14 protein-coding genes are annotated in these 16,033 nt (G+C 49.5%); 1 reads left to right on the plus strand and 13 read right to left on the minus strand.

Features of this window, described 5'->3' with window-relative positions; translation table 11 throughout:
* Positions 1–105: 105 nt before the first annotated feature.
* From ACW9SV_RS22205 to ACW9SV_RS22260, 12 genes are all read right to left on the minus strand, one after another.
* The gene (locus ACW9SV_RS22205) at positions 106–582 is read right to left on the minus strand and encodes a GNAT family N-acetyltransferase (RefSeq protein WP_479558979.1); all 477 of its coding nucleotides are present in this window, start codon (positions 580–582) and stop codon (positions 106–108) included.
* 190 nt (positions 583–772) lie between these two features.
* The gene (locus ACW9SV_RS22210) at positions 773–1,855 is read right to left on the minus strand and encodes a class I SAM-dependent methyltransferase (RefSeq protein WP_479558980.1); all 1,083 of its coding nucleotides are present in this window, start codon (positions 1,853–1,855) and stop codon (positions 773–775) included.
* Positions 1,856–2,033: 178 nt separating this feature from the next.
* A complete protein-coding gene (locus tag ACW9SV_RS22215) occupies positions 2,034–2,924 on the minus strand; it encodes an NmrA/HSCARG family protein (protein WP_479558981.1) in 891 nt (296 codons plus the stop codon).
* A 38-nt stretch (positions 2,925–2,962) separates the two neighbouring features.
* Entirely contained in the window at positions 2,963–3,346 is a 384-nt protein-coding gene (locus ACW9SV_RS22220; RefSeq protein WP_479558982.1) for a rhodanese-like domain-containing protein, read from the minus strand.
* Between the two features lie 156 nt (positions 3,347–3,502).
* Positions 3,503–3,775, minus strand: a complete 273-nt coding sequence (locus tag ACW9SV_RS22225; RefSeq protein ID WP_479558983.1) for a DUF4242 domain-containing protein — start codon at positions 3,773–3,775, stop codon at positions 3,503–3,505.
* Positions 3,776–4,244: 469 nt separating this feature from the next.
* Positions 4,245–4,646: a DUF4383 domain-containing protein gene (locus tag ACW9SV_RS22230; RefSeq protein ID WP_479558984.1), complete on the minus strand. Its 402-nt coding sequence runs from the start codon at positions 4,644–4,646 to the stop codon at positions 4,245–4,247.
* Between the two features lie 148 nt (positions 4,647–4,794).
* Positions 4,795–6,114, minus strand: coding sequence for an ABC1 kinase family protein (locus tag ACW9SV_RS22235; protein WP_479558985.1), 1,320 nt, complete (start codon positions 6,112–6,114; stop codon positions 4,795–4,797).
* Between the two features lie 6 nt (positions 6,115–6,120).
* Positions 6,121–6,786, minus strand: coding sequence for a TetR/AcrR family transcriptional regulator (locus ACW9SV_RS22240; protein ID WP_479558986.1), 666 nt, complete (start codon positions 6,784–6,786; stop codon positions 6,121–6,123).
* Between the two features lie 163 nt (positions 6,787–6,949).
* A complete protein-coding gene (locus ACW9SV_RS22245) occupies positions 6,950–7,630 on the minus strand; it encodes a hypothetical protein (protein WP_479558987.1) in 681 nt (226 codons plus the stop codon).
* A gap of 118 nt (positions 7,631–7,748) precedes the next feature.
* The gene (locus ACW9SV_RS22250; RefSeq protein ID WP_479558988.1) at positions 7,749–8,144 is read right to left on the minus strand and encodes a hypothetical protein; all 396 of its coding nucleotides are present in this window, start codon (positions 8,142–8,144) and stop codon (positions 7,749–7,751) included.
* 186 nt (positions 8,145–8,330) lie between these two features.
* A complete protein-coding gene (locus ACW9SV_RS22255) occupies positions 8,331–11,066 on the minus strand; it encodes a PAS domain S-box protein (protein ID WP_479558989.1) in 2,736 nt (911 codons plus the stop codon).
* A gap of 411 nt (positions 11,067–11,477) precedes the next feature.
* Positions 11,478–12,314: a cupin domain-containing protein gene (locus tag ACW9SV_RS22260; protein WP_479558990.1), complete on the minus strand. Its 837-nt coding sequence runs from the start codon at positions 12,312–12,314 to the stop codon at positions 11,478–11,480.
* A 541-nt stretch (positions 12,315–12,855) separates the two neighbouring features.
* Between ACW9SV_RS22260 and ACW9SV_RS22265 the strand changes: the two genes are divergently transcribed.
* Positions 12,856–14,103, plus strand: a complete 1,248-nt coding sequence (locus ACW9SV_RS22265; protein ID WP_479558991.1) for a DEAD/DEAH box helicase — start codon at positions 12,856–12,858, stop codon at positions 14,101–14,103.
* Positions 14,104–14,639: 536 nt separating this feature from the next.
* Here the strand turns inward: ACW9SV_RS22265 and ACW9SV_RS22270 are convergent.
* Positions 14,640–15,755 (minus strand): fatty acid desaturase family protein, encoded by a 1,116-nt coding sequence (locus tag ACW9SV_RS22270; RefSeq protein ID WP_479558992.1) that lies wholly within the window; start codon positions 15,753–15,755, stop codon positions 14,640–14,642.
* Positions 15,756–16,033: the final 278 nt, after the last annotated feature.

Raw genomic sequence — 16,033 nt, forward strand, 5'->3', positions numbered from 1 at the left:
AAAGCTTAAAATTACTCATTAAACGCGTAGGGCTATTAATTCTATATGCAGAAATCTCCTTTTAACCCAGTTGGAAACCCCTCTGAAGCTTTATCTGGCATTTTGTTACCCTGTGCTTCCTGTTTGGTACGCTGATGGTTGAGCCTTTTTTTCGCTCCATTCTGCCCAAGTCATCTCAAACTTGATCTCATCCTGACCATGGAGGCCAACTTCTTTCCATCCGGCAATGCGGTAGAAGGTTGCTGCCCTGGTGCCAGGGCTGGTGCCTAGCCAAACGGGGGTGTGGGTTTGCTCAAAGTACCAGTCTAGCATAAGGTCATGCAAGTGCTTACCAATTCCTTTTTTCTCATAGGCTGGGTCTACAAACAGGGCCCAGATGTTGTGCTCCCGCAAATCGGCGATGGCGAACCCCACCACTTTGCTTTCCTCTACACAAACCCACCCTTTTCCGCGGTTCGTGATATACTCTTCCACATCGGCATCGGTGACCAGGGCGGGGTTAGAGAGAACGTTTTCCTTCACGGCATGTCGTACTACCTGCATTTGGGCGATGTCTGCCTCAGTGGCCTCTCTGAAGATCATAGGTTGGGTGTGTGTGTTAGGCTATTCTGTTCAAAAGGTGCTGGAAACGCTTTCTTGGGTAAAAGGTAGGTTTTATCAAAACACGCTCCAATTAGTCAGACCCTTTTTGGGCCTGTTTTGGTAAAACCCATCAAAAACAGAGAAGAACTCGCAGCTTTTTTTTAAGTCCATAGTTTGCAGGAAGATCAACCTACTTGGTGATGACGTACCAGTTGTTCTGGATGTCATGGGGCAGTTTATGGGTTTCTATGTGGGTAAAGCCTGCTTTTCTTAAGTAGTCAAGGGTCACCTCTTCGCCCCACATGGCCCCAAGGCCTTCTCCGTGTTGGGCCAGGGATACGGGCATGCAGTGCATGCAGGAAACGGTATACAGGAAAGTCCCGATGGGGTGTTTCATGTCCTCTTGTAGGTGACTGGTGCCCCCGATCTCCTGCATCAGGTAGACCCCGTCATTCTTAAGGGCACGGTGTATTCCTCTTAACACATTAAGCGGCTGCCCCTGGTCATGGATGGCGTCAAAGGTGGTAATCAGGTCATATTTCTCGTGCGGCGCATCTAGATGGAAATCTGACAGGTCTTTTTTCTTGAAGTGCACGTTCTCACGGCCGAGGGCTGCCGTCTCGGCGTTGGCATTAGCAATGGCATCAGTGGAGAAATCAATCCCGGTGAAATGGGACTTGTGGAACAGCGAGGCCAACCGGTTGGTAATTCTACCAGAGCCGCAGCCTACGTCCAGCACCGTAATCCCGTGCTCCAATCTCTCCCGCAAGCCAGGCACCAGAGGCAGGATGCGGCTTTCCAAAGAGTCCAACACCGATTGTCCGCTGTCCTCGGCCATGACCTCATGAAACCGGGGGTATTCTGAATAAGGTACGCCTCCTCCGTATTTAAAGCAGTGCACCACCTGGTCTTCTGCCTGGCCCATCACGGCACTGTACTGCGCAAATACCGCCAGGTTGTTAGATCCGGCCTGGCGGGTGAGGTAAGCGGCATGCTCGGGCGGCAAAAAGTAGGAGCGGGTTTCGGGGGCGTAGAGCACAATGCCTCCGGTGACCATAGCGCCTAGCCATTCGCGCACATACCGTTCATCCAAGCCGGCCTTTTCGGAAATCTCCATGGACCCTGCAAAATCCATCTGGCTCATGGTGTCAAACAAGCCCACCCGGTGCCCAATGGAAATCATGAAAGAAAGGGCGCTCTTGTTCATGGTGTCAACCAATGTGTTCTCAAAGGCCTGGGCCCTGAAAGTGTCAAACTCCTGATCTACTGTCATACTGGTAAGTGTTAATGATGCTACGTCTGGTGTGTGAAATCTAAAAAGACCACTTGGAAAGGGGACAGGAGGGGCGGGCTGTAGTGTATCAAAAAAGAGCCCCTGCAAAGAGCCAAGATGTAAAACGTAAGTCAGCAAAAGGTTAACTTTGAACAGAAGCCCGCGAGCCTAACTTTTTTTAGAGAATGATTTTCTGGGGCTTTGTTTGTGGGTTCTTAAAGTTGTTTTCCACCCATGTCTTGAAGGGGAGCAGGTGCGGGTGTTCCCGTTTGAAGGCAGGCAGGTCCTTGACAAAAACAGCGTCGTTTTCATTTACCCAGGTAAACATCTTGTACAGGTCCTTGCCCATAAAAAGCCGTGTGATCAGCTTTGGCAGTTTCTGGTACTTGACTTCCCGGCCCAGGACTTCTGAAAAGACAGAGGCCACCTGTTCCAGGTCCATTTGTGCCGCGGCTAGTGTGAGGGTTTTACCTCGGTATTGGTCTGGGTTGGAGAAAACCTCAGCGCTAATCGCACCAATATCCTCAACGCTGATGTACTGTTGCTGCTTGTGCTTATCTACGGGCGAGGCCAGCTTTCCTTTCAGGATCCGGCTGCTCACCTGCGGAATCAGGAAGTTTTCATAAAAGGAAGCGGGCCTGAGGATGGTGTAAGAAAGTCCCCTTTGCCGGATGTACTCCTCCACCTCAAATTTGCTTTCCCAGTGCGGAATGCCGGTGTGCAGGTCAGCCCCGGTAACTGAGGCGTACAGGAAATGGGGCACCCGGTACCGCAGGGCCAAGTTAGCCAATGCGATCCCTTGTTTCACCTCTTTAGCCTTTCCTTGTTCAAAAGCCTGCACACTGAAGACCCCATCTACGTGTTCTAAGTGTTGGCTAAAGGATTCGGGTTCATTCAAATCTCCCTGGATAAGCTCTGCCTTCAGGCTTAAGAGGCATTGGGCCTGGGCAGAGGAAGGTTTTCTGGTAAGGGCCTTCACCCTGAATCCCTTCTTGAGCAGGCACCTAGCTACGGCTCCGCCTTGTTTGCCGGTAGCGCCTGTTACAAAAATGGTTTTAGGCGGAGACATGGAGGGTGTGCGTTACGGTTCCAACAATATAATCTCAACTATTCTGTCACGGGTTTACCGGCCTCTTTCCAGGCCTTGAGACCACCGTCTAAATGGGCCACTTTTTCAAATCCCATCTCTTTTAAGGTTTTCGCAGCCAAAGCAGACCTGCCTCCCGAGGCGCAATGCAAAATGATTCTGTTGTTCCTGTTAAACTCTGGTTTGTGGTACGGCAATGAATCATCAGCATAGAATTCCAGCATTCCCCTTGGGGCGTGCACCGAGCCTGGTATGACCCCGTTCTGCTTCAATTCGTCGCTTTCCCGTATATCAATAAGCGTGACCTCGCCCGTAGCCATTTCCTCCTGAACCTGGTCTGGGGTAAGATTGTCTATTTGCTGTTTGGCTTCTTTGACCAACTCGGTTGCTGTCTTTGCTGCCATAGAATGGTTGGTGTAAGGGTAGGAAGAAGATCTTAGCTGTAACCAGTAACTGGTTCCCGCAAAGTGAGTTACGGGGAACGCAGGAACAGGGGCAAAATTGAACCCCAGGGCTCGTATCACAAATCCAGATGGGCAATCAGCGGGTAGTATGGAAACCTATTCCGCCGTGGTTGGGTCAATAATAGCCGTCACCGGACTCACTGAATTTGCTGGAAAGCCGCCTTGCCGGGCATGTTCCCTGACCATCTCCTCGTTGGGCGCGATGTAGACGCAGTAGATCTTGTCTCCGGTCACATAGCTTTGCTGCCATTGGATTTCAGGGCCCATTTTGCTGAGAACTCCGCAAGAGGTTTGCGATATCCCTTTTAACTGCTCCGCTGATAAAGCACCAGCCCCTGGCACTTCGCGTTCAATAATGTACTTGGGCATCTTTTATGAGAGGTTTAAAGTACTCCTACTCGTCTGGCTTTTCGGATCGCCTCGTTTTTAGAGTGGTTTCTGATCTCCACTATAACGCCGGATCATAACACAAGAAGAGGAAAGCCAAGTACTTCCTCCAAAAGGGAGAAAGGGTGGGAAGGTGATTTGTTTCAAAGGCGGGACCTTCGCATAGGAAGGAGGATAGGGCCGGTTGTGGAGCTTACCTGCAGGTTCTAGGGAAAGCCTTTTGGCTACTAAATCTACAAAGAAAAAGAAGAAAATGCCAGTGGTTGGCGGAGCAGTCATTGGGTAATAGGCTCCATGTTGCCCGCTACTTAGCCGATGGTCATTTCAAATGAAAAACCTGCCTCTAGATTGGTGAGGCTTAGAAGTATTTAAGGGCTGCTATTGTAAAAAGCAGCCCTTAAACGGCACATCCACTTAAAAGCGTAGAATAATTGAGAGGACTCCCTAAACCTTATACTCTGGAGCCGAAACCCGCGATCCTTCTTCTGGGGAGCATGCCAGCCAAGAAAATCACGATGCCTAAGCCGATGTGCAGGTAGTTGTCGGCTCCATTGACCGGCAGGAACCCAAGCAGATGCGTCATGCCTTCTGAGCCGATGGTGAAAAAACCAATCACGCCTAACAAAAAGTAAACTACCCCAAATACCTTCAAAAAGGTGGCCGCCCGCTCAGGTGCTGCCATGGCCACCAAGACAAACAAGGCCCCGCTGAAGATGTGCACCATGTTGTGCACGACATCGGTGTGGAAGATGGCATTATGAGAGTCACCAACAATAGGGTTGGGAACAAAGCCCAGTAACCCTACCGCTAAAAATGTGATTCCGATGAGGAGAGAAGCAGATTTTGTTGTCATAGTGCAGGAAATATATGGTTTATAATATTTTACGAAATTTTATATAAAAAGCCGTAAATGTTATAAAATGTTTTATCCTGCAAAATTTAAATCAAAACACAGTCTTGGGCACCCAAACCTTGGGCATAAAAACCAGAATGGCTGAGGTTTACCTCAGCCATTCTGGTTTAGTGGTGTTGATCTTAGCCCGAAGTTGGTTTAAAAGGCTGTACAGCCCGAAGTACGTTCTGTTGATGAACAACCCATGCCGGGACCCACGGGCTTGCCTTGAGTTCCGGAACATCTTGTCCCGGGCCACTCGGTCGCCTAGCGCGTAAATCTGGCTGAAATAAGCATCATCCGCAAAGTCAAAGGCTTCGGCGTGGAACGGCTTGCCCAACAAAGAGATCATTTCCTTGAAAACGCCCTTGAAATAGGCTTGTTCCTCGGCAGAATCCAGGTCGCTGATGAAGTCCAGGTCAAAGAAGATCTGGTTTAGTTCAGCCTCGTTCAGCAAGGAATCTTTTCTGATTAGGGAGAAATAGCCCTGGTAGAAGTCCTCTGGAATAACTTTAACGCATCCGAAATCAATCACGCCTAAGGTCACCCCTTCCTGCACGATGAAGTTACCCGGGTGCGGGTCAGCGTGGACCTTCTTCAGGTTGTGGACCTGGTGGTGGTAGAAGTCCCAGAGCGCCTGCCCAATCTGGTTTCGGTCTTCCTGCGACGGGTTGGTCTGGAGCCATTCTTTCAGGTGATCGCCTTCCAACCAGTCCATAGTGATGATGCGCTCACTGCTGAGTTCAGGGTAATACGTAGGGAAGTTCAGGTGCGGAATGTGGCTACAGGCTTGGGAGATCTCGGTGGACCGTTTCACTTCCAGTTTGTAGTCGGTTTCCTCCAGCAGTTTCTCTTCCACCTCTTCCATATAGTGGCTAATCTCCTTTTCGTTCATGTTCAACAAACGATGGGCAAACGGCTTCACCATGCGCAGATCAGAGGTAACGCTATCAGCCACGCCGGGGTACTGCACCTTTACCGCGAACGTCTTGCCATTCTTGGTAGCTTTATGGACCTGCCCAATGGACGCGGCATTTACCGCAGAGGTGGTAAAGGTATCAAACTTCCCTTCAGGGGCTACCCCGAAGGCTTTCTGGAAGGTTCTCACCACCAAGGGGTAGGAGAGTGGCGGCGCGCTGTACTGCGCCATGGTGAACTTGTCCTGATACGCCTGCGGCAAGATGTTCTTGTCCATAGACATCATCTGCGCCACTTTCAGGGCACTGCCTTTGAGCTCACTCAGCGAAGCGTAGATGTCTTCGGCGTTGCTGGTGTGCAGTTCCTCTTTGCTCAGAGAAGGGTTGACGATCTTCTTGGCGTAGTGCTTGATGTAGTTTCCGCCTACTTTGGCACCGGCCCCAATGAACTTGGAGGCCCGCTGTACTTTGGAGGTGGGAATATGGTTTTGCTCTGGTTGGCTACTGCTCATGAAGGGTTATTTAGACTGGTAAAGGAATTTGGCCAAATCCACGAAGGAGTCCACGGCGGTTCTTCCAATCAGGTCGAAGGCCAGGCGCACGGATTTCTCAATGGCCACATCGGTTTTCTCAAAGGATACGGAAGTATCTTTGAGCCAGAACTGGAAGATAAAGAGCGTCTCCAGCCACAAGGCCTCGTCGTACTTATCAGAGATGTACTTGCGGTCCACAATCTCGCCTTCGGCTTTGCCTTCTTGGATGATGCCTTTGGCGAAGTTCCTGAACTTGTCCCGGAAGCCTCTCACCTCCTGGGGCGTTACTTTCTTGAAGTCGGCGTGGCTTTCATACAAGGCGAGTAGGTAGCTTCGGTTCTTCTTCAGGACTTCTATCCAGGTGTAGTAGAAGGCCAGCAACTTCTCTTTAGCCGAGTACGATTGGTACACTTCCTGGGCGTGCATCATGGCGAACGTCTCGTCAAAGATGCGCTCCCACACGGCGCCTTTTACTCCTTGAAACGAGGTGAAGTAAGTATAGAATTCCTCTTCGGGAATGCCGAGGCTCTGGGCAAACTTGTACACCGAAGCCGGCTGCTTTCCGGTTTCCAGCACATGTTCTATGAAGGCGTCGATGATTCTGTTTCTGGTTTCAGCTTGCTGATTTGTATTGAAATCTATGTTTTCCATCTTCTTCTGCTTGTCTATAAATCAAACAAACAGAAGCGGGCAGAGGTTTAGTGAATTCAGAATATTTCACAAGTTTCTGAAAATAAAATAGCAGCCCTGGGTAGCTTAGGAAACACTCAAATGGGGTGAGAAGAGGCTAGTAGCTAGTCTAGGTGTTGGTTCGTTAGTGTAAGGGTAGAATAAGTTGTAATCGCACGGCTACAGGTTTTCCTTCGTGTTGGCCGGGAGAGAAGGATTTGATGGACTTCAGTACTCTAAGAATTTCTTCTTGCATTTCTTGTGAAGCCCTTGCTTTTAGTATTTCTGCGGCTAATTCTCCCTCCTTAGAGACGTAAAGCGAAAGAACCATGGAGTTTGGGGCCCCGGCAGCTTTCCTTAAAATCTTAGACTTTGTAAAGCCATCCTGCATTTGTTTTTGGATGCTTTTATGAAGGCCATTCTTGCTTACTATCTCTTCTGGCTTTGAATTAACCAGAAAATAGGGGAGAACCTCTACATCTTCCAAAGCCATTGTATCATAATAGGCAATTTTTTGCCCTAACTCCTTTTTAAGTAAATCTGCGGCGGTTCTGTCATTCAGTCTAACGGCAGTTTGAAGAAGGTTAATTCCCTTTTGTTTGTTGCCCTCTTGTAGATGCATGAGCCCCAAATTGAAAGTGGCATCCTTATGTCTGGGATCATCTGCAAGGATATCTTCTAAACCAGCCATTGCTTCTGGCACTTTTTTCTGTTCATAAAGTTCCATGGCTGCTACGTATTTCAAGTAGTTCTTTCCATTGTCTTGAGCAAAGGAGGAAATACTTGTTACAAGGCAAAGGGACAGAAACAGTAAGTACGTTTTCATTTTTGGGTAAGGCTAACTGCAAAGGGTATTGGGTCTGTACAATTGACCCGATGAAGATAGAATGAACTTTAGGTTTTGCCTCTGTTTTTGTGAAAAGACGCTGAAAGAAGAGGTAGCCTTAAGCGGTTCTGTTGGTTGGGTTCTTGGCCAGAATAGCGGAGAACACTGCTAAAACCAGGGTGATGGGGGTGAAAAGAAGCTTCTCTAACTGGCTAAGGGAAAACAGGTTGCCAACGGTATTCAGTAGGAAAATGCCAAACATAAACCAAAGTACCCCGGATAGAATCTTAGGAGAAACCCGCAGGCGCACATAGCCTGCTTGCACCAGAGCAATGAACAGGAAAAAGAAATTTAACAACAGGGCAGTCGTTTCTACCTGGTACATCTCCGCTTGATTGGTGATTCTGCCGCCGCCCACAATGGTAAACGGAATCACTGAGGCGAGGACCAGCAGGTGAAAAACAATAGTACACGCAAAAATGAAGACCATACCGTTAGATGCAATCCTGCTCATAGATTCAGAAGGGGTTAGGTGGAAGTTAAAGCAACCTGAAACTAGCAATTTTACTTTATATAAGCAATTTGCTATATTTTAGGAGATAACCAGAGTCCCAAGGCTGGGCGAAACAAAATAAAACCGTCCTTTCCGGCTTCTGATGATTCCCACCAAAAATCAGAAAGGACGGCTGAATGAAGATTTCTAAAGTTTAAAAGTCACTTTGAAGGTACTGCCTTTTCCTACTTCGCTTTCTACCTCAATGTTCCCACCGCTGTTGTCAATGATCTTTTTAAGGATGTACAACCCAATGCCGGTGCCTTCTACGTGGTCGTGCAGGCGCTTGAACATGGTAAAGATTTTGGCTTGCTGCGAAGGATCAATCCCCAGGCCATTATCCTGTACCGTTAAAACGCAAAAACCATGTTCTTCTCCGGCGTTGATCTTGATCAAAGGGGTACGCTGCGGCGAGGCGTACTTGATGGCATTGGAAACCAGGTTGTAAAGGACGCTTCTCAGGTTCTTTTTGGAAAACTGCAGCGAAGAGCAGGATGTGAAATCGGCTTGTATTTGCGCCCCAGACTGTTGTATTTGAAATTCCAGATCCTGGCAGATTTCGTCTAAAACCTCCTGAAACTCAACCTGCGTGATATCCTCCTCAACCTTCCGTTGCAGCTTTGTGAGCTCGGTGAGGTCATTGATGGTATTCTTGAACCTAGCAATAGAACCCCTGATCATGGGAATGATAGGAGCAATCTCAGGGTCTGCAATTACATCAGGTGGCAGGTCCATCACCAGGGTATTCACCAAACCCTCAATGTTGGTGATAGGGGCCTTCAGGTCATGCGAAGCGGTGTAGATGAAGTTGTCCAGGTCGTTGTTGGTCCGTTGGAGTTCTTCGTTCCTGCGCTGCAGGGCTTCCTCGGCCTCCTTTCTCTCCGTGATATCGGTGTTGGTACCTATCCAGCGGGCTACGTTTCCGTCTGCGTCTTTGATGGCAACGGCTCTGGTTAGAAACCACCGGTATTCCCCGTCCATCCTTCTCAAGGGAAATACCAATTCCCAGGTTTCATTTTTAGACCAGGCTTCCTTTACAAAGGCCATCACCCGGTCTACATGGTCGGGGTGGTGGATTTTGCTCCAGCCCCAGCCTTGCATTTCCTCAAAGGTGGTGCCGGTAAAGTCGTACCAACGCTGGTTGTACCAGGTAATCCAACCATCAGGATTAGCCATCCAAGCCAGGTTCTGGATGTTGTTGGCGAAGGTTTTAAACCGGTTTTCGCTTTCGGCCAGCGCCTCCTGGATTTGTTTGCTTTCGGTCACATCCACGCAGGAGCTGATATACCCGGCAAAGGTATGGTTAGGCCCAAACCTGGGCGATACCACGGCCAGTTGCCACCGGTAATTTCCGTCCTTGTTCTGGAGTCGGAACTCCTGCCTTAACACCTCTCTTTTGGCAAAGGCCGTTTGGTACGCCTCGATGAAGGTGTCGCGGTCATCTGGGTGCAGGAACTCGCCCCAACCGTAGTTGAGAAGTTCCTCCATGGTACGGCCGGTAAGGTTCATCCAGGCCTGGTTGAAGTAGATGGCATTACCCACCAGGTCGGTTTGGGCGATGAGGAGGTCAGAGGCCTCGGCCATGGTCCGGAAACGCTCTTCGCTTTCCACCAAAGCAGCCTCGGCCCGTTTGCGGGCGGAGATGTCTGGACTAACCGTAGCTATTCCTAAGATCTCGCCCGTTTTAGGGTCTTTTACTGCAAACTGGTTGTAATCTACCTCTATGGGTTCACCGGTTTTGAAATTACGGAAACGGAATTCGCCTTTCCAGAAACCTTCTTTTTCTTGGGCTGGTAAGATGACTTCCTGTACAAAAGGTAAGTCTTCCTCCATAAAGTAATCCGCAACGGCAGTGTCTAAGGCCTGCTGCAAGCTGTTTAATCCTACCATCCTCCGGCCGGTGGGGTTTACATAAAGAACTTTCCCTCCCGTATCAGCGATGCCGATGAAATTGGGGGAGTTCTCGCTCATGGCCATGAACAACTTCTGGTGCTTTTCGGCTCTTTTCCTTAGGGTGATCTCGTGGCAAACGGCTACCATGAAAGCGGGCTCACCGGTAGAAGACTTTGACTGAGAAACGTTGTTGTGCACCCAAATCTCTGAGCCGTCTGGCCTGATGTAGCGTTTCTCAATATCAAAAGGCGTCCCGTTCTGGATGGCCTCTTTGAACAGAACCGTGTTGTGAGGCAGGTCTTCCGGATGGCTGATGTCCTGCATGCGCATCTGGTAAAGCTCTTCTTTGGAGCGCCCGGTCATCTCACAGAACCGATCGTTCACCAACAAAAATTTGCCCGTGAAGTCGCACTCCGCAATACCCACCGATTTCTGGTTGAATACCCCGCTCAACCGTTCCTGGTGTTCTTTCAGGGACTGATCTGCCTGTACTTTCTCGGTGGTTTCGTTTGTAATGATGAGGGTGCCCGCCGGAAGGCCATTGTCGCCCAGAAGTGGGCTGCAGTCCAAGTCCAGCCAGATGTCTTCGGCGGTGTTGTTCCGGTACACCGTAAAAGGCAGGGTGCGGTAAGAAAGCGCCTTGCCTTCCAGGGTCTGCGAGAGCACCTCCCTAATAAACCGGGCCGTTTCGGGCCAACTTTCTGAAAACTTGACACCAAGCATGTCTGGATGCCGCTGGCCGGCCAAGGGCCGGTAGGCATCGTTGTAAAGCACCGTTCCGCCCTCGCCCCAAAGCATGACCATGGGGGCAGGGGATTGCAGCATAAGGTTTACCGCCATGCGCAGGCTTACACTCCATTCTGGTATTGGGCCTAAGGCGGTAGAAGCCCAATCATAACTCCGGATGAGGTCTCCCAATTCACCGCCCCCCACAATGGACTGGAGCGTAAGTTCGGGTGCGTCCTGAATGGGGTGTAGGGTATCTGCCATTTAGCTTAATGAAAATACAGTAAATAGAACTTGCGCGGCAAGTGGCCAGGTACTTCTAAAGGTAGTCTGCAGGAAGTCTACGGCAAGACAAATCTAGTTTTTTTCTGCTTGCAAGGCATACGAAGTACGCGAGTCTGCGCGAATAACGGTTTAGTAGGATTTAAGTTTTGAAAAGCCGAAGATTTCCCTCAGAGCTGTCTTACCCGAGTGCTGCCTGCTAAACAGGTAAGCTGATGACAAGTTCTGCCAATTACCTGGGCTTACCGCAGAAAAAGCCCCTGTATTGCTGAAAATAGCGCATCCTCCATTTAAGGCCTCTTTTCAGAAAAAGGTCTATGTTCTGAAAAGAGGCCTTAAAACAAACCACTTCTGGGCAAAAGTATGGCTGCGGCGGCTCTGGTCATGCCAACTTTATTTCTTCTCCTGCTGGGCCATTTTGTTACCGATGTGGCTCATGACTTGCCGGTATTCGTTCTCGGGGCTGAAGTCAATGAATTTGGCATTTTTCAAGACTATCCCTGTATGTGGGGCGGGCCAGTAAAAGACTTCTCCTGCGTTCACAATTTCTTCGCGGCCATCGGCGTACTTGAGTTTCATAGAGCCTTCAAAAAGATAGCCCCAGTGCGGTGATGGGCACATATCATCCGGCAACCCCGCGAACAGGGTGCTGAAGTCGGTGCCCGCGGGTACTTCCACAAAGCCAGCATGCATGCCACCCAACCCACCCTTGGTGCGAAAAGAGGTTTTCTCGTCTACCGGAAGGTTCTCTTTGGGGCTGTGGTAAGAAAGGGCTTTGGGCTTGTCATAAGAAGAGGTCATAATCACATGGGTATTCACTATTTTCCATTGGTCATCCACTTTCCTAAGTGTCCGTGACTCCCTCTTCCGGTAGTTTCCAGACCCTCCCCAGTTGTCATACTGGTCAAAACTGACATAAGCCACCTTGTCCCCGATGGTGTACTGGTAGTTGTCGCGTTTTAGGTTAAGCTGAAATGGTTTCGCTCCTCTGAAATTGGCTTTGATGCTGTCCCAACCGTTGAGCTCCCAGAAGCCTCTGGCCGAAACCATGGTAAACTGGGCGTCCTTTGTCTGTACCCAGCATTTAGCCCAGTTTATGGTATCTGCAGCGGCAATAAAGTAGGTTTCATCATCAATGAGTTTGGTGATGGTGTTTTGTTGGGTGTCTGAGCTCATGGGCCTTGCACAGGCAGTGCAAAGCAAAACCAGAAAGTAAAGGTAGTTTTTCATGGGAATGATTTTTGGTGCACTACATCTCTTAAAGGGAATGATTAATCCCCGTTGCCAAATCAAAAGGACTGCCTTTTAAGGTGCCAAAGACGTGTAGTAGGATTGGCCATGGAGGTGCCTTTCTTGAGCTGTCCTTCTCCGTTAGGCGGTTCAAAAAGAAATCTGGGATCCAATAAAGGTCTGTGGAGTCGGGTGGCGCAGCAGGAGGGGAAGGTGCTGCGCATGGTCCACGAGAAGGGCCGCACGGGGGAAGTCGACCAACTGGGGCTGGAAGGAAACACCGGGCAGGTTGTCTCCTGTAGGAATCCAGGGGGAACGGTGGTTTTGTGACCGCTCACTCAAGATATACAATTCAAAAGAAAGATGAAAAGGTTTGAGGCTTGTTTTCACCAAAACAGGCCCTAAACGCAAAACTTGTTCCTGAGTCTTACCCTAACTGAAAACCCAGAAAGAAATCGCACCTTTGCAGAAGGTTTTGGATTGTGCTTCGTACAAGGAGAAACCGCTTTTCTTATCGGCGCACGCCGAAACACCCGCGATCATGAAATTTGAAGATTACCATATCAACCCCGCCATCAAGAAAGCCCTGGACAAACTAGGCTTCAAGAAACCCACCGATATCCAATTCAAGGCCATTCCGCCTATCTTGAGAGGAGAGGATGTGCTGGCCATTGCACAGACGGGTACCGGCAAGACGGCGGCCTTTGCCATTCCGGTGCTGCACATGCTGCATGAGCGCAAGCAGTACGCCCGCCAGGACGGCATCAAATGCCTGGTAATGGTGCCCACCCGCGAACTGGCTATCCAGATCACCGAGGTGTTCCATACCCTGGGCAAGCACACCCGCGTGGAAACCATGACCGTATTTGGCGGCGTGGAACAGGCGCCACAAATCACTAAGTTGGAAGACGGCATTGATGTGCTGGTGGCTACCCCAGGCCGGATGTTTGACCTGGTGAGCCAGGGCCACATCAGGCTGGAACGCGTGGAGATTCTGATCCTGGATGAGGCCGACCACATGCTGGACCTCGGGTTCATCAAAGACATCCGAGACGTGCTGCGCCACCTGCCCCGCAAGCGGCAGACGCTGTTCTTCTCCGCGACCATCAACGAGCACATCAAAGACCTGGCGTACTCGCTCGTGACCAAGCCCATCCGCATCCAGATTTCGCCTAAAGACCCGGTTTCCAAGAACGTGGACCACTCGGTGGCCTACATCGGCATGGATGACAAACGGTTCTTCCTGGAGCGGGTGATCAAGGAGAACGAAGGCAGTAAGATCCTTGTGTTTGTGCGCACGAAGGTTCGAGCCGAGCGGGTGCATGCTGCCATGGAACGCGTGGGCATCAAAGCCGATACGCTGCACGGCGACAAAGACCAGAAAGACCGCCTGGCCGCGTTGAACCGCTTCAAAAAAGGTGACGTGAAAGTACTCATTGCCACCGATGTGAGTTCGCGCGGCATTGACATTCCCAGCGTGGAATACGTGGTGAACTATGACCTACCCGATGTGCCGGAAAACTACGTGCACCGCGTAGGCCGGACCGGCCGGGGTACCCAAAAGGGGAAATCCGTGTCTTTCTGCAGCCCCGAGGAAAAGGAAATCTTAAATGAGATTGAAGGTTATCTGGGAAAACCCATCAAAGTGCTGGATATTGAGAAACAGGATTACACCGCCACCATTGACTTCTCTGCGGAGGTAAAACCCGACCTGAAATCCTTGTTGAAAGAGGTGCAGGATTTTGAGGAGAGCTCCCGCAAAAAGAAGAAGCCCAAAGGAAAGAAGTAACCGGTTAGAGTTTCTCCTATACTCAAAGAAACTCTGTCATATTAGTGGGAACCCCTGTGGAAAGGATGTTTTCTGAAAAACATCCTTTCCACAGGGGTTTTCTCTTCCTAGCCACTCAAAAGGAAATGTCTCTGCTTGTTCTGTTTAGGCCCTTCTTTTTAGAAAAGCGGGTAAACGGCAAAGAAGCTGAAAGTATCTGATTAATAATTGCTTAAAATTTATTTTAATACCCTTACATCCCGTATATACATAAATGATGGATTTTCAATTTCCCGAAGGATCAACCGTGTTCGCAAATGCTAAACCTACCCAAAAATTAGTAGTTAGAAGGTATGCGAAACGCGTCTATTATTGTACCGTCCCAGAAAACCCTTCCCAAAAGGATTTGGTGTTCTACGGACGGGAGTTAAGTTTTGGCCCTGACAAGCAGAGCAATGAAAAGTAAAAAGTAGTAGTATAAAACAAAGAAAGCCGCGGGTTTACCCGCGGCTTTCTTTGTTTTATAGGAGTTGGGAGGAGCTTCCCCTTTGCTTCCGTTAGCTCGCAAGCTGCAGGCTTTTGGTTTGGTCCTGATAAGCCTCCTTGCCCAACTTTCTTAAGATCCTGTAATGGGACAGCAAGGCTGCTTTGAAGCTCTCAATCTCCACGTAAGGCAAGTCAAACTCTGCTGCTGTCTGTTTAACTATTTTGGAGATGGCCGGGTAATGCACGTGGCACACCTTCGGGAAAAGGTGATGCTCAATCTGCCGGTTAAGGCCGCCCAGGAAGAAACTGGCTACGGCGCTTTTAGGGGCGAAATTAGCGGTGGTCCGCATCTGGTGGTTTGCCCAGGCCTCTTCCATGCTGCCCTGCTCATTAGGTACCGGAAAATCAGTGCCTTCCACTACGTGAGCCAATTGGAAAACCAGGCCCATCACGGTGCCTTCGGCTAAGTGCATGATCAAAAAGCCAAGCGCCGCCTGCCACCAAGTCAGGTCTAGTACCAGCAAAGGCACCCCTATAAACAGGAAATAATGGACCAGCTTGAAGAAGAATAGGTTAAAGTACTCGCGCTTGGGATGCTGGTTTCTGTGCTGCCCAATCTGTTTCTGAAAGAACTTCACATAGTCTTTCCGCAGGGCCCAGGAGAGAGACGCCAGGCCGTACAACCAAAAGGCGTACAGGTGCTGGAAGCGTTGGATCTTGTTCACTTTTTCGCTTTCATCCAACCGGATTAATCCCGGGGCAACTTCAATGTCCTCGTCATGGCCGGGAATGTTGGTGTAGGTGTGGTGCACCACGTTGTGGGAGATGTTCCAGAGGTACGGGTTTGCCCCGATGATGTAGAAGAGGTAGCTGAGGCCTTTGTTTACCTTGCTGCTTTTAGAAAACGAGCCATGAATGGCATCGTGACAAATGTTGAACCCAATAAAGGCCCCGAAGGCCCCTAAACCAAGCGTCAACCCTACCAGAGACCAAGTGTCAAAATTACCGGAAAGGATTAACAGGTAGAACATGACATACCCCAACAAAAAGAAGGCGGTTTTGCTCCACATAAGCCAGTTGGCATTTCTGGAGATTCCCTGTTCCTGAAAATAGATATCCACCTTCTTGCGGGCGGTGGAGAAAAAAGCTGATTGGTTTGTATTGATGAATTTTAATTTCTGTGACATAAACACTTTGTAGACTTAGGATTAACTTCTTGATTTAGTAATCCCAGGCCGTAAGCGCTGCAAAAACAGAGATCAGAAATGAATGAGAGGATTGCTGTAGTTCAGATGTAAAAGAAGCAATCTCTTTTGAAAATGGAGGCAAAAAGATGTCCTGCCTTAGTAACGATACTTATGGTATGAATAGTGCCACAATCATGCCACCTTTACGATGAAAGCGTTTTGACATGCTTGTGGCACCACTTAAAACCGGTGAAAACCTTTTTCTTAATGGCAGGGAA

The sequence above is a fragment of the Rufibacter sp. JT20002 genome, assembly GCF_056491185.1.

Excerpts from the sequence above, each read along its gene's own strand:
- ACW9SV_RS22205 (WP_479558979.1), bottom strand. The coding sequence starts at position 582 with ATGATCTTCAGAGAGGCCACTGAGGCAGACATCGCCCAAATGCAGGTA.
- ACW9SV_RS22210 (WP_479558980.1), bottom strand. The coding sequence starts at position 1,855 with ATGACAGTAGATCAGGAGTTTGACACTTTCAGGGCCCAGGCCTTTGAG.
- ACW9SV_RS22215 (WP_479558981.1), bottom strand. The coding sequence starts at position 2,924 with ATGTCTCCGCCTAAAACCATTTTTGTAACAGGCGCTACCGGCAAACAA.
- ACW9SV_RS22220 (WP_479558982.1), bottom strand. The coding sequence starts at position 3,346 with ATGGCAGCAAAGACAGCAACCGAGTTGGTCAAAGAAGCCAAACAGCAA.
- ACW9SV_RS22225 (WP_479558983.1), bottom strand. The coding sequence starts at position 3,775 with ATGCCCAAGTACATTATTGAACGCGAAGTGCCAGGGGCTGGTGCTTTA.
- ACW9SV_RS22230 (WP_479558984.1), bottom strand. The coding sequence starts at position 4,646 with ATGACAACAAAATCTGCTTCTCTCCTCATCGGAATCACATTTTTAGCG.
- ACW9SV_RS22235 (WP_479558985.1), bottom strand. The coding sequence starts at position 6,114 with ATGAGCAGTAGCCAACCAGAGCAAAACCATATTCCCACCTCCAAAGTA.
- ACW9SV_RS22240 (WP_479558986.1), bottom strand. The coding sequence starts at position 6,786 with ATGGAAAACATAGATTTCAATACAAATCAGCAAGCTGAAACCAGAAAC.
- ACW9SV_RS22245 (WP_479558987.1), bottom strand. The coding sequence starts at position 7,630 with ATGAAAACGTACTTACTGTTTCTGTCCCTTTGCCTTGTAACAAGTATT.
- ACW9SV_RS22250 (WP_479558988.1), bottom strand. The coding sequence starts at position 8,144 with ATGAGCAGGATTGCATCTAACGGTATGGTCTTCATTTTTGCGTGTACT.
- ACW9SV_RS22255 (WP_479558989.1), bottom strand. The coding sequence starts at position 11,066 with ATGGCAGATACCCTACACCCCATTCAGGACGCACCCGAACTTACGCTC.
- ACW9SV_RS22260 (WP_479558990.1), bottom strand. The coding sequence starts at position 12,314 with ATGAAAAACTACCTTTACTTTCTGGTTTTGCTTTGCACTGCCTGTGCA.
- ACW9SV_RS22265 (WP_479558991.1), top strand. The coding sequence starts at position 12,856 with ATGAAATTTGAAGATTACCATATCAACCCCGCCATCAAGAAAGCCCTG.
- ACW9SV_RS22270 (WP_479558992.1), bottom strand. The coding sequence starts at position 15,755 with ATGTCACAGAAATTAAAATTCATCAATACAAACCAATCAGCTTTTTTC.